Origin of the sequence: Demequina sp. (genome assembly GCF_016278775.1) — a bacterium.
In the GTDB taxonomy this organism is placed as follows: Bacteria; Actinomycetota; Actinomycetes; order Actinomycetales; family Demequinaceae; genus Demequina.
The window spans coordinates 16,587-29,688 of sequence record NZ_JADQBF010000030.1; the positions used below are offsets into that span (position 1 = coordinate 16,587).

At 66.1% G+C, this 13,102-nt stretch carries 15 protein-coding genes; 12 read left to right on the forward strand and 3 right to left on the reverse strand.

The features are described from left to right. Nucleotide 1 precedes the first annotated feature (1 nt). Together dapC and QZZ33_RS04945 are read left to right on the forward strand one after the other, a co-directional pair. The gene (dapC, locus tag QZZ33_RS04940; RefSeq protein WP_291378605.1) at nt 2-1,123 is read left to right on the forward strand and encodes a succinyldiaminopimelate transaminase; all 1,122 of its coding nucleotides are present in this window, start codon (nt 2-4) and stop codon (nt 1,121-1,123) included. Nucleotides 1,124-1,181: 58 nt separating this feature from the next. Beyond that, entirely contained in the window at nt 1,182-2,471 is a 1,290-nt protein-coding gene (locus tag QZZ33_RS04945) for a citrate synthase (RefSeq protein ID WP_291378606.1), read from the forward strand. Here the strand turns inward: QZZ33_RS04945 and QZZ33_RS04950 are convergent. Then, nucleotides 2,468-3,310 (reverse strand): hypothetical protein, encoded by an 843-nt coding sequence (locus tag QZZ33_RS04950; RefSeq protein WP_291378607.1) that lies wholly within the window; start codon nt 3,308-3,310, stop codon nt 2,468-2,470. The two genes, QZZ33_RS04945 and QZZ33_RS04950, sit on opposite strands and share 4 nt — an antisense overlap. A 23-nt stretch (nt 3,311-3,333) precedes the next feature. Then, entirely contained in the window at nt 3,334-4,275 is a 942-nt protein-coding gene (dapD, locus tag QZZ33_RS04955) for a 2,3,4,5-tetrahydropyridine-2,6-dicarboxylate N-succinyltransferase (RefSeq protein WP_291378609.1), read from the reverse strand. Between the two features lie 81 nt (nt 4,276-4,356). Between dapD and QZZ33_RS04960 the strand changes: the two genes are divergently transcribed. From QZZ33_RS04960 to QZZ33_RS04975, 4 genes are all read left to right on the forward strand, one after another. Next, nucleotides 4,357-4,725, forward strand: coding sequence for a hypothetical protein (locus QZZ33_RS04960; protein ID WP_291378611.1), 369 nt, complete (start codon nt 4,357-4,359; stop codon nt 4,723-4,725). Continuing rightward, entirely contained in the window at nt 4,722-5,828 is a 1,107-nt protein-coding gene (gene dapE, locus QZZ33_RS04965) for a succinyl-diaminopimelate desuccinylase (protein WP_291378613.1), read from the forward strand. The genes QZZ33_RS04960 and dapE overlap by 4 nt, the downstream gene beginning before the upstream one ends. Continuing rightward, the gene (locus QZZ33_RS04970; protein WP_291378615.1) at nt 5,825-6,601 is read left to right on the forward strand and encodes a TIGR00730 family Rossman fold protein; all 777 of its coding nucleotides are present in this window, start codon (nt 5,825-5,827) and stop codon (nt 6,599-6,601) included. Before dapE ends, QZZ33_RS04970 begins: the two co-directional genes overlap by 4 nt. Nucleotides 6,602-6,707: 106 nt before the next feature. Beyond that, on the forward strand, nt 6,708-6,875 hold the full coding sequence (locus tag QZZ33_RS04975) for a DUF3117 domain-containing protein (protein WP_226095576.1): 168 nt from the start codon (nt 6,708-6,710) through the stop codon (nt 6,873-6,875). 13 nt (nt 6,876-6,888) lie between these two features. Here QZZ33_RS04975 and QZZ33_RS04980 read toward each other — a convergent pair whose 3' ends face one another. Further along, nucleotides 6,889-7,521 (reverse strand): O-methyltransferase, encoded by a 633-nt coding sequence (locus tag QZZ33_RS04980; protein WP_291378617.1) that lies wholly within the window; start codon nt 7,519-7,521, stop codon nt 6,889-6,891. Nucleotides 7,522-7,632: 111 nt separating this feature from the next. Between QZZ33_RS04980 and sigE the strand changes: the two genes are divergently transcribed. From sigE to QZZ33_RS05010, 6 genes are read left to right on the forward strand one after another with little or no spacing between them, the layout of a single operon-like run. Then, nucleotides 7,633-8,208, forward strand: coding sequence for an RNA polymerase sigma factor SigE (sigE, locus tag QZZ33_RS04985; RefSeq protein WP_291378619.1), 576 nt, complete (start codon nt 7,633-7,635; stop codon nt 8,206-8,208). Further along, nucleotides 8,205-9,050, forward strand: a complete 846-nt coding sequence (locus QZZ33_RS04990) for a hypothetical protein (RefSeq protein WP_291378621.1) — start codon at nt 8,205-8,207, stop codon at nt 9,048-9,050. Before sigE ends, QZZ33_RS04990 begins: the two co-directional genes overlap by 4 nt. 8 nt (nt 9,051-9,058) lie before the next feature. Beyond that, nucleotides 9,059-10,447, forward strand: a complete 1,389-nt coding sequence (locus tag QZZ33_RS04995; protein WP_291378623.1) for a trypsin-like peptidase domain-containing protein — start codon at nt 9,059-9,061, stop codon at nt 10,445-10,447. 4 nt (nt 10,448-10,451) lie between these two features. Further along, nucleotides 10,452-10,877 carry a twin-arginine translocase TatA/TatE family subunit gene (locus QZZ33_RS05000; RefSeq protein ID WP_291378624.1) on the forward strand — a complete coding sequence of 142 codons (426 nt, stop codon included), beginning with the start codon at nt 10,452-10,454 and terminating at the stop codon, nt 10,875-10,877. A gap of 50 nt (nt 10,878-10,927) precedes the next feature. Next, nucleotides 10,928-11,938, forward strand: coding sequence for a tryptophan--tRNA ligase (gene trpS / locus QZZ33_RS05005; protein ID WP_291378625.1), 1,011 nt, complete (start codon nt 10,928-10,930; stop codon nt 11,936-11,938). Nucleotides 11,939-11,956: 18 nt separating this feature from the next. Then, entirely contained in the window at nt 11,957-12,955 is a 999-nt protein-coding gene (locus QZZ33_RS05010) for a YihY/virulence factor BrkB family protein (RefSeq protein ID WP_291378626.1), read from the forward strand. Nucleotides 12,956-13,102 lie beyond the last annotated feature (147 nt).

Genomic DNA, 13,102 nt, shown 5'->3' on the forward strand with positions numbered 1-13,102 from the left:
CATGGGTTTGAACGCATCGGCGCTCCCCGACTTTCCGTGGGACTCGCTCACGCCTTTCATCGAGCGAGCGTCGGCGCACCCTGACGGCATCGTCAACCTCTCCGTGGGCACGCCGGTCGATCCGACGCCGCTGGTGGTGAGAGACACGCTCGCGAGAGCGGCCGATGCTCCCGGTTACCCGACGGCGCACGGCACGCTGGCGTTGCGGGAGGCGGTCGCGCAATGGTTCGCAAGCCGCCGGGGAGTGCCGGGCGTCGATCCAGCGGGCGTGCTGCCCACGATCGGTTCGAAGGAACTGGTGGCGTTCCTGCCATCGCTGCTCGGTCTCGGTGAGGACGATGTTGTCGTGCATCCCACGGCCGCCTACCCCACGTACGACGTGGGCGCACGGCTCGCGGGGGCCACTCCCTTTCCGGCGGACGATGTTGCCGAGTGGGAAGGCAATCGCGCCGTCAAGCTCGTATGGGTCAACTCTCCGTCCAACCCCACGGGCGCCGTGCTCAGCGTCGCGAACCTGCGCAACACCGTAGAGGCGGCACGGGCGATTGGCGCCGTTGTCGCTTCCGATGAGTGCTACGCCGAGTTGCCGTGGGACGAGCCGTGGGTGAGCGGTGGCGTGCCCTCCGTGTTGGACCCCGCGGTAACTGGCGCGGATCACACGGGACTGTTGGCGCTGTACTCACTTTCCAAGCAGTCAAATCTGGCCGGTTATCGCGCGGCTTTCGCTGCGGGTGACCCCGCGCTCATTGCGGCCTTGCTGGAGACGCGCAAGCACGCGGGCATGATGATGCCAACGCCCGTCCAGGCGGCCATGGTGGCGGCGTTGGCTGACGACGCTCACGTGGTGGCTCAGCGTGAGGTGTACCGAGCTCGCCGGGAGACGTTGTCGGCGGCGCTGCGTGAGGCAGGGTTCTCGATCGACGGGTCCGCCGCTGGGTTGTACCTGTGGTCGTCGAGGGATGAAGACTGTTGGGACACCATCTCGTGGCTGGCCGACCGAGGCATCGTGGCCGCACCTGGGGCTTTCTACGGGCGGGCGGGCACCCGGCACGTGCGGGTCGCACTCACCGCGACCGACGAGCGCATCTCATCTGCGGCCCGTAGGCTCGTCAACAAACAGTAAACTTGTTGCCAAGCGGGGGCCCGTGTCACAGTGGGCGGTGCGCTTCAAAGGAGGAGACATGACGGAGGTCAAGGACGCCCAACTCACGGTGGACGGATCTACTACCGAGTTGCACATTGAACGCGCCTCGATCGGCAACGACGGAATCGCCGTGAGCAACCTGTTGCGCGATACCGGCATGGTCACGGTAGACCCAGGGTTCACGAACACCGCCTCTTGTGAGAGCGCCATCACCTACATCGACGGTGAAAATGGCGTGCTGCGGTATCGCGGCTATCCGATCGAGCAGCTGGCCGAACACTCCACCTTCCTCGAGGTCGCCTACCTGCTCATTCACGGAGAGCTGCCCAGCCAGTCGGAGCTCACCGCCTTCAACAACCGCGTGGCGCGCCATATGCACGTGCACGAGGGCATCAAGACGTTCCTGGGGGCCTTCCCGCGAGACGCGCACCCGATGGCGGTGCTGTCGGGCGCGGTGAGCGCGCTCAGCACCTTCTATCCCGAGTCTGTGGGGCGCGGCGAGTACGAGATCGAGTTGGCGACGGTGCAACTGCTCGCCAAGACGGCTGTCGTGATTTCGTACATGCAGCGCCGCGTCACCGGCGGCGAGCTCATCGAACCTCGACCGGGTGGTCTCTACGTCGACGAGTTCATGCGAGTGGCCTTCTCTGGTCCAGACGGCGAGTTGGATATCGACCCCACCGTGCGTCGCGCTCTAGACCTCTTGCTCATCCTCCACGCCGACCACGAGCAGAATTGTTCGACGTCGACCGTGCGCATTGTTGGCTCGTCTCAGGCGAACATCTACGCCTCGGTGTCTGCGGGCATCGGCGCCCTGTCGGGGCCGCTCCACGGCGGCGCCAACGAGGCGGCGCTGAAGATGTTCGACCAGATCAAGGAATCGGGCGACTCGATCGAGCAGTTCGTGGCCAAGGTCAAGGACAAGGCGGAAGGCGCCCGCTTGATGGGTTTTGGGCACCGCGTGTACAAGTCTCAGGACCCCCGCGGCACCGTCGTCAAGCGGATCGCCGACCAGGTGCTCGATCAGCTCGGCGGAAACAACGAGACGTTCGACATGGCGAAGCGGCTCGAAGAGATCGCGCTGAGCGACGACTACTTCATCGAGCGCAAGCTCTACCCGAACGTCGACTTCTACACGGGCCTGGTCTACTCCGCCATGAAGTTCCCCGTGCCGATGTTCACCCCGCTCTTCGCGCTGGGGCGCATGCCCGGCTGGATCGCGCATTACCGCGAGATGATGAATGACCCTCAGACGAAGATCGGCCGCCCGCGCCAGATCTACACGGGCGTTGTTGAGCGTGACTACGTAGAGATGTCCGAGCGCTAAGGCGTCGCGACCGCCACCTTGATGCCCTCGTAACCGTCCGGCTCATCAGTCGGCTCGACCGATTCGAATGAGCCGTCCATGGCGACCACTACGTCGTCGCCCTCCACCCAGACCACGCCGGTAGCGGACGCTGTGGCGGCGGCCCATGCGGCGAGCGCGGCCCGCGCCGCAGGGGTGTCGACGCCGGGGCGAATTCCCAAAGTCGTCTCGGCCTCGTCCGTGTCAAGCACGTCCACGGCGTTGACCCCGTCCCCAAAGTCGGCGGCAAGCCGGTCGGCGAGCAAGTGGGGGGTCGCGACTGGAGGCCCCGCCACCGAGCACGTCACCACGCCGCCGCCGCCAGTGAAGGCCTGTCCCCATGCCTGCGCCTCGACCTCGTGGTCCGCGTACGCGAGCGGGAACCCCGATCGTTGGACGGCCTGGGCCGCGTCGGTGACCGCCATGTCTTCCCAACCGTCGACGCGCAGTAGCGCTGCGTAGAACGTCTCAGTGGAGTAGTACGGGTCGGTGACCTGCTCGATGGAGCCCCAGCCTTGAGACGGTCGCTGCTGGAAGAGCCCGAGCGAGTCCCGGTCCCCGTGATCCAGGTTGCGCAGGCTGGACTCTTGAATGGCGGTCGCCAGCGCCACGGTGACGCCCGCGTTGTCGAAGCCCAAGCGCGTTCCGACGGCGGCGATCAGTGCCGCGTTGTTCGCCTGCTCCGCTGTGAGCGAGTAGTGGGCCTCGCCTTGTGTGACCGTGCAGCGCTCGGTGGGTGGGCTCGGCTGATCCTCACCCAAGAGGCCCGGTCCCCAGTAGACGGCTGCTGCGCCGACGGCGACAAAGGCGACCGTCGTCACTGCTGCTCCTGTTCGCGACATCGCTAGTTGGCGTGCAGGGCGGCGTTGAGTTCGATGCCGGTGCCCTCGCGAGCTACCACCTCGAGGCCGCCACTGAGCGAGTTGCGGCGGAACAGCAGGTTGTTCTTGCCTGCTAGCTCGCGCGCCTTGACCACCACAGGCTCGCCGTCGTCGTCCGTGGCACCGACGATTCGCACCTTGGATCCTGCCGTCACGTAGAGACCCGATTCGACGATGCAGTCGTCGCCCAAGGGGATTCCGAGCCCGGCGTTGGCTCCCAACAGCGAGCGTTCGCCGATGGTGATGACCTCCTTGCCGCCACCGGAGAGGGTGCCCATGATGGAGGCGCCGCCGCCGATGTCCGAACCGTTGCCGACGGTCACCCCCGCGGAGATGCGCCCCTCGACCATGGAGGTGCCGAGGGTGCCGGCGTTGAAGTTCACAAAGCCTTCGTGCATCACGGTGGTGCCCTCGGCCAGGTGCGCACCCAAGCGAACGCGGTCGGCGTCGGCGATGCGCACGCCAGCGGGCAGTACGTAGTCGACCATGCGGGGGAACTTGTCGACGCCATAGACCGTGAGGTGTTGTCCAAAGGCGCGGAAGCGTCCGCGCGTCGCCTCAAAGCCTTCGATGGCGCACGGCCCCGCGGACGTCCACACCACGTTGGGCAGAATCGCGAAGATGCCGTCGAGGTTGATGCCGTGAGGCCTGACGATCCGGTGGCTCAGGAGGTGGAGCCGCAAGTAGGCGTCGGTCACGGTCTCGGGCGCGTCGTCGGTGTCGATCTCGATCAACAGGAGTTCGGTCGAGATCTGGCGCAAGGGGTCGGAGCGCACCGCGGCCTCGAGTTGCTGGGGAGGGTTCGGCTGCTGGGGAGCCGGGCCCAGTGAGGGTGCGGGGTACCAGGCGTCGAGAGTGTTGCCGCTGCCGTCGAGAGTTGCGAGTCCGTAACCGTGCGCTTTCATGGCGGTAAGCCTACGGCTCCCAGACCTGCACGGTGGTACGAGCGTCCGGCTCGCAGAGTCTGCGCCACCTAGCATGAGGGCATGAAGGCTTGGGACGGTCAGGATGGCTGGGAACCTGCCGAAATTCCTCCGCGGGATGTGGATTGGCCTGTGCGCGCCCCAAAGGCCCGGGATGACGATGAGTCGGACCAGGATCCTGGTCCGGAGGGCTCACCGCGGCCACACGGGGCGAGGTGGGTCGAGTGGGCGTTCTTGGGCTCGTTTCTGTGGATAGCGCTCGCGTGGGTGAGCGAGTTCGTGGTCGAGGTGCACTTCATCCCGATCACCCCCGTCCCGATGCTGTCCTGGATCGTGCTCGTGGTCGCTTCGATCGTGTGGGCGATGCTCCTGTGGCGTTGGCTCACGCGCAGGCCCGGGCGTCACGACCATCTGGATAGGCTGGCCCCATGACGCTTGACGCCGCCGCGCCGGTCGAGGATCTCGCCAGGGCCTTGATCGACATTCCGTCCGTGTCGGGTGACGAGCGCGTCATCGCCGACGCTGTAGAGGCGGCTTTGCGGGGCTGCGGCCACCTTGACGTGACGCGGGTGGGCGACGCGCTCGTGGCTCGCACCACGCTGGGTCTCCCCGAGCGGGTCATCATCGCGGGTCACCTCGACACCGTGCCGATCAAAGACAACGTGCCGTCGCGACTGTCCGATGACGGTCGGGAGGTGATCGGCAGGGGCGCGGTCGACATGAAGTCGGGCGTGGCCGTGCACCTCGCGCTCGCCGTCGAGTTGTCCACACCCACACGCGATGTCACCTGGGTCTTCTATGACAACGAAGAGGTGGAGGCGTCCCGGTCGGGACTCGGACGCATCGTGAGGGAGCGACCCGACCTGCTCGTCGGCGACTTCGCGATCTTAGGGGAGCCCACGTCGGCCGTGATCGAAGGTGGGTGCAACGGCACCGTGCGTTGCGAGGTCACACTGCACGGCAAGGCCGCTCACTCCGCGCGCTCCTGGAAGGGCGTCAACGCCGTCCACCTGGCCGCGCCCCTGCTGACCGCGCTGAGCGAGTACGACGCCGCAAGCGTTGAGGTGGACGGCCTGGTGTATCGCGAGGGCATGAACGCCGTGGGAGTGGCGGGCGGCATTGCGGGCAACGTGATCCCCGACGCGTGCACCGTCACCATCAACTATCGCTTCGCCCCGGGTATCGACGTGTCGGCGGCCAAGCAGCGCGTGAGCGAGTTCGTGGACGCCGCGTACGCGGACGCCGACGTGTCCCGCGACGTGGTGTGGACGGACGAGTCCGCCGCAGCACGCCCGGGGCTCGACGCGCCACTCGCCCAGAGTTTTGTCACCGCCGTCGAGGCCACTGGAGCCGACGCGCCCCGCGCCAAGCTCGGGTGGACCGACGTGGCGCGCTTTGGCGAGTTGGGGATCCCTGCGGTCAACTACGGACCGGGAGACCCAGAGCTCGCTCATGCCTCAGGAGACGCTGAACGCTGCCCCATCGACCACATGCACGCGTGCCACGCCGCGCTCAAGGCATGGTTGACCGCATGACCAGTGACAATCCACCACCGCCCTCAGGAGGACCTGTGAAGGACTACCACCGCGGACCGGTGGTGCTGCGCGGCAAGAACGTGCCCAGCACCACCGCATCGGGTCGCTTGCTGCAAAGCCAGGATGCCCCTGACTGGGTTCATGGCGACCCGTGGCGCGTGCTGCGCATTCAGTCGGAGTTTGTCGAGGGTTTCGGGGCGCTGGCCGAGCTGGGGCCTGCGATTTCCGTCTTCGGCTCATCTCGCTCCAAGCCAGGGGATTCCGAATACGCCATCGCGGAAGAGATCGGCGCCAAACTCGTCGAGGCGGGCTTCGCCTGCATTACGGGCGGCGGTCCCGGCGTCATGGAAGCCGCGAACAAGGGTGCGGCAGAAGCAGGCGGAGTCTCGGTGGGCCTCGGTATCGAACTGCCCTTCGAGCAGGGCGTCAACGAGTATGTCAACCTGGGCCTCAATTTCAGGTACTTCTTTGTGCGCAAGATGATGTTCGTGAAATACGCACAGGGGTTCATCGTGCTCCCCGGAGGCTTCGGAACCTTCGATGAGCTGTTCGAGTCGCTGACGCTCGTCCAGACACGCACCATCACCCGTTTTCCCATCGTCCTGTTTGGACATGCCTACTGGGACGGTTTGATGGACTGGCTTCGTGACGTCGTTGTCGCCGACGGCAAGATCAGCGAGAGTGACCTCGACCTGATCACAGTGACGGACGACATCGACGAGGCCTTGGCGACTGTGGTGCAAACGGTGGAGCCGCACACGGGTAGCGAGTAGCAACGGTTCCGGGCTGGCGGGGAATTAGGGGAACCCCTTCGGCGCCGCGTAGAATAGTGGTGGCGACAAGCACGTGTCGCCCCATCAGCGCAAGGAGTAACCCCGCATGGCTGCTATGAAGCCCCGCACCGGTGACGGCCCCATGGAGGTCGTGAAGGAGGGTCGCGGCTATGTCATGCGCCTGCCACTCGAGGGCGGTGGGCGCTTGGTCGTCGAGATCAACGCCGATGAGGTCAAGTCACTTGGCGACGCCTTGCTGGGCGCGCTGAAGTAGGCCGCGCGGGCGCTTAGGCGTCCACTGAGGCGATCAGGAGCCCGTCGCCCACCGGAACCAGGCATGCCGTGAGGCCCTCCGCTCCGCGCACCGCGCGCACTGCCTCACGGATTGCCGTCGTTTCGGGATCCCGCTGGGTGGGGTCCGCGACGCGGCCGTGGCCGAGTGCGTGAGCCATGACGATGATGCCGCCTGCCCGAGTGAGGCGGACGGCCTGCTCCACATAGTCAGGAAACTCGGTGCGCCTCCCGTCGACTAGCACCAGGTCGTAGCCGGCGTCCGTGAGCCGTGGCAGCACGTCCAAAGCGCGGCCGGTGATGAGGCGCGTGCGCTCGGGAGCGAAGCCGGCGGCAGCGAAGGTGGCGCGCGCACTGCGATGGTGCTCTGGCTCCACATCGATGCTGGTGAGGATGCCGCCAGGGGCCATGCCCCGGACCAGGTACACGCCAGACACTCCCACGCCGGTGCCGATCTCCACGACCGCCCTCGCATTGCAGGCGCGCGCGATCACTGTCAGCGTCGCGCCAGTGCCGGGCGACAAGGCATCGACACCCCACTCATCGGCGGCATCGCGCGCGGCAAGCAGAATGTCGTCTTCGCCCGCGAACTCGTCGGCAAACGCCGTCAGAGCAGGGTCGACGGTCATGGCACCTCCTGAACAGATGGTATCCGTCGCGTGGCCGATGGCAGGGGCGGCTCGCGCGTGGGAACATAGGACCATCAGGGAACGTTGGGGAAGCGTGAAGGAGGTCGACGCATGAATTCAGCCGACGCGGCTATTGCTGTCGACGCTCAGGATCTGACGTGGCAAGCCATTGTGGAGCAGCACGCCTCTCGCGTGTACCGCTTGGCGTACCACTTGACGGGAAACCAGCATGATGCGGAAGACCTGACTCAAGACGTGTTTGTGCGCGTCTTCAACTCGTTGTCGCAATACAAGCCGGGTACTTTTGAGGGTTGGCTGCACCGCATCACCACCAACCTGTTCCTTGACCGGATGCGCCGCAAGAGCCGCATCCGCTTCGATTTCATGGCAGACGACGACGCCGCAGTGGCGACGTCAGACAGCTTTGACAGGGAAGAGCGGTCAGGACAACCAGAAGAGGCCTTCGAGATGGCGCACCTTGGCGCCGACATCATCGAGGCCCTTGGCGACCTGCCGCCCGAGTACCGCGCAGCCGTGGTGCTCTCCGACATCGAGGGTCTGTCCTACGAAGAGATCGCGGCCACGCTCGGCATCAAGTTGGGCACCGTCCGATCCCGCTTGTCCCGCGCCCGCGCCCGGCTTCGCGACTCGCTCGCGCATCACGCACCCTCACGGGACGGGCAGTGAAGCCCAAGCACCTCGGTGACACGATTCACGACCTGCTCGACGGCAGGTTGCGGGGCGACCGCGCCTACGTGGCGATGGCTCACCTCGGTGAATGCGAAGAATGCGCTGCCCGCTTTCACGAGCTTCGCGCGGCAAGAGACGCACTGAATAGTTCCCAAGCGGGAATCGACATGCGCTTCGCCGAGCAACTGCTCGACCGCACCAGGATCGCCGAGATCGCCGCCGCCGAACGCCCGGAGAACGCCCGTGCGACACGTCCCCCACGGCGCGGTCCCATGATCAGCGCCGCCGCGCTGATGATCGTCGCCGTGTTGGTCGTCGGCGCCGCCTGGCAAGAGGGCGCTCCACACGACCTGTCGCTCGAGTTCACTGAGCCGCGCAAGCCTGCAGGCACGTCGTCCGTTGCCTATTTCGATCCGCAGAGCATGCGTTCGGGCGCATTGTTGCGCTCGTGGATTCATCCCGACTTCGCGAAGTCTGATCTGATCCCAGTGGATGCGCGAGTCGTCGAGCGTCGTAACGGCCAGCTGGTGCTGGTGGCGAACCTTCTGGCGGAGATGGTGCCGATTACGGTGGTCCAGCAACATGGCAACCTCGCGCCGGCGGTCACGGCGGGCATGCCTCTTGCACGCGTCGACGGCGCACAGGTCTACATCGTCGAGTCGGGTGTCTCCTCGACCTTGGTGTGGCAGACGGGCGACGTTGTCGTGGCGCTGTCTTGCGAGTGCTCTTTGAACACGCTGGAGTCAGCAGCTGCCGAGTTCCCGGCAGGTTCGGACCCCGGCTTCGTTGACCGCGTCTTTGATGGCTTCGAGAGTTTCGCCGACGCGCTCAGTCGCTAGGAGTATTGATGTCCCAGTTGTTTGCTTCTCCTGACGAGCCGCGCCCTGCGAGCGCGGACCCGCAAGGCGCTGTGCGCTCCGACCCCGAGGCCCACGGTTCCACGGAGTCGCCGCAGGCTCACGGCCAGCCAGCCGCGTCGGACGGTGCCGATGTGCCAGGAGACCGAGTCTTCGGTGCCCCGGCACCACGCTCGGAGGCGAGCAGCGAGTACGTCGTCCCCGCAGTCCCTGCTCCCCAGTTGCGACCAGTGCCGCCTCGACGCGGCATCGGCGCCACCGTCGTGATCTCATCCCTGCTTCTCGGCCTGGTAGGCGGCCTGGGCGGTGCGGCCGCTTGGCAAGAGTGGGGTCCTGCCGACTCGTCGGTGACGAATCAGGCCGTGACCCTTCCCGTGTCGTCGTCAAACGGAACCAGTGAGCCCGCAGAGGGCTCCGTGGCGGCCGTGGCCAAGGCTGCTCTGCCCTCCGTGGTGCAGCTCGAGATCAAGACCTCCACGGGTGACTCCACGGGTTCCGGGCTGGTCATTCGATCCGATGGCTACATCCTCACGAACAATCACGTGGTCGAGGGCGCTAGCGATACCGTGCAGGTGCTGTTTAGCGACGGGCAGATGGAGGACGCAGACGTTGTGGGCACGTCCCCCGCCTACGACTTGGCCGTGGTGAAGGTGGATCGTGCCGACCTGGTCCCGCTCGTGCTCGGCGACTCAGACGCCATGGTGGTGGGCGACGCAGTGATCGCCGTGGGTTCCCCACTCGGCCTCGAGTCGACGGTGACGACGGGGATCGTGTCGGCTCAAGACCGCCCGGTCACCACCGGCAGAGGTAACACGGCGTCCTACATGGCGGCCATTCAGACGGACGCCGCGATCAATCCAGGCAACTCTGGCGGCCCGCTGCTGAACATGAACGGCGAGGTGATCGGGATCAACTCTGCCGTTGCGGCACTGCCAGGCGCGACGTCGGCCACTGGCGCTGGGTCGGTGGGGCTCGGCTTCGCCATTCCCTCGAATCAGGCCCGACGCGTCGCCGAAGAACTCATCGCCGACGGCTCGGCAGACGTGCCCGCCATCGGCGCCAACCTGGACTCCACGTACGACGGCAGGGGAGTGAGGGTCGTTGACGCCACACAGACAGGCGGCATCCCCGGCGTAGTCGAGGGCTCCCCCGCAGACCAGGCAGGCATGGTCGGCGGCGACATCATCATCGCCATCGACGGAGTCCCTGTGGCGGACCCCGACACGGCCATCGTGAAGATTCGGACTCATGCTCCCGGTGACGAGGTGACCTTCACCCTTGACCGTGATGGATCAGAGGTAGACGTGACGGTCACCCTCGGCACCCTCGGTTCGCTCGACTACGGAGACGGCACTTCCGGCGACGACGAGTCACAATAGGGGCATGTTCGACATCAACGGGTCAGAGTTCCTGGTGATCGCCGTCATTGCGGTGATTCTGGTGGGGCCCGATCGACTCCCGGAGTACGTGCGTGGTTTGCGGGCGCTCGTGAAGCGGGCGCGTGCGGCGCTGCGCGACGGGCAGAGCGCCTTGAAGTCGGAGTTTGGTGACGATGTCGATTGGCAGCGTCTCGATCCTCGCCAGTACGACCCGCGCACCATCGTGCGCGAGGCTCTCTTCGACGATGACGACGACGACGACGCCACTCCCGCCACGGGAACCGCCGCGGTCGCGGCGGTCGCCACCGGCGCGGTCGGAACGGTGGGGACCGCTGCGGTCGGCTCGCGGCGCGAGAGGCGATCGGCTTCCGGCGAACACGACGCCGTGACAAGCTCCGCAGGGGCGCCCTTCGACGACGAAGCGACGTAGGTTCGACACCGCGCGTCGGCGGCATCCCCAGAGTTTGGAACAATGTCCCCATGACTCAGCGCGTGTTTTCGGGAATGCAACCCACTTCGGACTCTCTTCACCTCGGGAATTTCCTGGGCGCGTTGACGCAATGGGTTGCCCTGCAAGACACTCACCACGCGATCTACTCGGTGGTGGACCTGCACGCTCTCACCGTGTCGCCCGACCGAGATGTGCTCGTGCGTCGCACCCGGGCGACGGCGGCCCAATACCTTGCCGCAGGCGTCGACCCCGACCGCTCCATCCTGTTTGTGCAGTCGCACGTGCCTCAGCACACCGAGCTCACCTGGATTCTGTCGACCTTCACCGGCATGGGTGAGGCTTCGCGCATGACGCAGTTCAAGGACAAGTCGACGAAGGTAGGGGAGTCAGGAACAAACGTCGGGCTCTTCACCTACCCGATCCTCCAGGCCGCGGACATTCTGTTGTACGACACCAACGTTGTTCCGGTTGGCGAGGACCAGCGCCAGCACCTGGAACTGTCGCGCGACCTCGCACAGCGACTCAATTCGCGGCTGGGCGAGGGCACTGCCGTTGTTCCGGAGGTCCACATCGTCAAGGAGGTCGCCAAGATCTTCGACCTCCAGGACCCGACCGCGAAGATGTCAAAGTCGTCGTCGAGCCCCAACGGCGTGATCGACATCCTCGACGATCCCAAGGCGATCACCAAGCGCATCAAGTCTGCAGTGACGGACACCGACACGGTGATCCGCTTCGACCGCGAGCACAAGCCCGGAGTGTCCAACCTGCTGACCATCTACTCGGCCCTCACGGGAAGGCCAGTGGATGACATCGTGGCCGACTATGAAGGCAAGATGTACGGACACCTCAAGGTGGACCTCGCCGACGTGGTGGTCGCGGCTTTGACACCCGTGCGGGAGGCCGCGCTGGAATGGATCGAGTCCCCCGAGCGGTTGGACTCTGTGTTGGCCCAGGGAGCCGAGAAGGCCTCTGCGATCGCCCAAGCCACGCTTGAGCGCATCTACGAGCGCGTGGGCCTGCTACCACTCAAGCATCGCTGACGCATCCAAGGAGGGCCCATGGCGGACACCACGTCCGTGAAGGCGAGGGCCAGGAGCCTGGCCGCCAAAGGCAAACGGCTCAAGTCGCGGTTTGACGAGACTCGAGCGGGTCGCATGATCATGCGCTACGGGGACCACAACGGCAACGTGCTCGCGGGCGGCATTGCGTACTACTCGCTGATATCGATCGCGGCGGGTCTGGTGATCGGCGCGACCTTGATTTCGATGCTCGCCGACTACATCCCAGGAGTGCGCGAGGCGGTCTTCGACGTGTTGTCCAACGCCGTGCCGGGCGTGGTGGGTCAGGGTGAGGACGCACTCGTGTCCGAAAGTGCGAAACTCGCCTCGCCGGTCACTGGCTTGGTGGGACTGTTGGCGCTCCTCGTGGGTGCCAATCGTGCGGCCCGGTTCGTCGGGGGCTTGCGCGCTGGCGTGGTTTCCATGCTTGGCCGCGAGAGCGGCAACCCGTTCCAGGGCAAGTTGCGGGACATTGTCGCCTTGGTGGGCATTGCGCTCATCGCACTGACCGGCGTGGTGGTCCAGGTGATCGCGTCTCGCGCGGCGGATTGGTTCGTGGGGCTCATCGGCGATGGCACTGCGAGCGAGTGGGTGCTTCGGATTCCCGCACTGTTCGTGGGCCTGGTGATCGACATGCTGTTTGTGGCGATGGCAGTCGTGGTGCTCGGACGCGCGCGCGGCCCCAAGCGCACGATCCTGCCCGTGCTATTCGCCGCGGCCGTGGTGATCGGCATCCTGCGGGTGGCCAGTTCTGCGCTTGTGGGCTCTGCGGCAGACAACCCGATCTTGGGCCCGATCGCCGCGGTGATCACGCTGCTGATCTTCGTGGACTTCACGACCCGCGCCATCCTGATGGCCGCGGCGTGGCTGGGCGCGCATCGTGTCAACTCGAGCGACGAGGTCAGCGCTGCAGGGCCAAAGGTGCGAACGCGCGTCGGCACCAGGGGTCGCACGGTGAAGGTGACGACGCGGCGCGTGACCGTGAGAACGTCCGCCTAAGCCTCGCGGCAACTCCGTGCTGGTCCCTGGTGTGTTGCGCTGCGTTCACGTGCGCCGCTGCTGCGCACCTCCGCGCGGCTCCCCGCACCTCCGCCGCCTCCCCGCGGCGCAGCCCGCCTCCCCGCACCGAAGTCACAGCCTGACGAG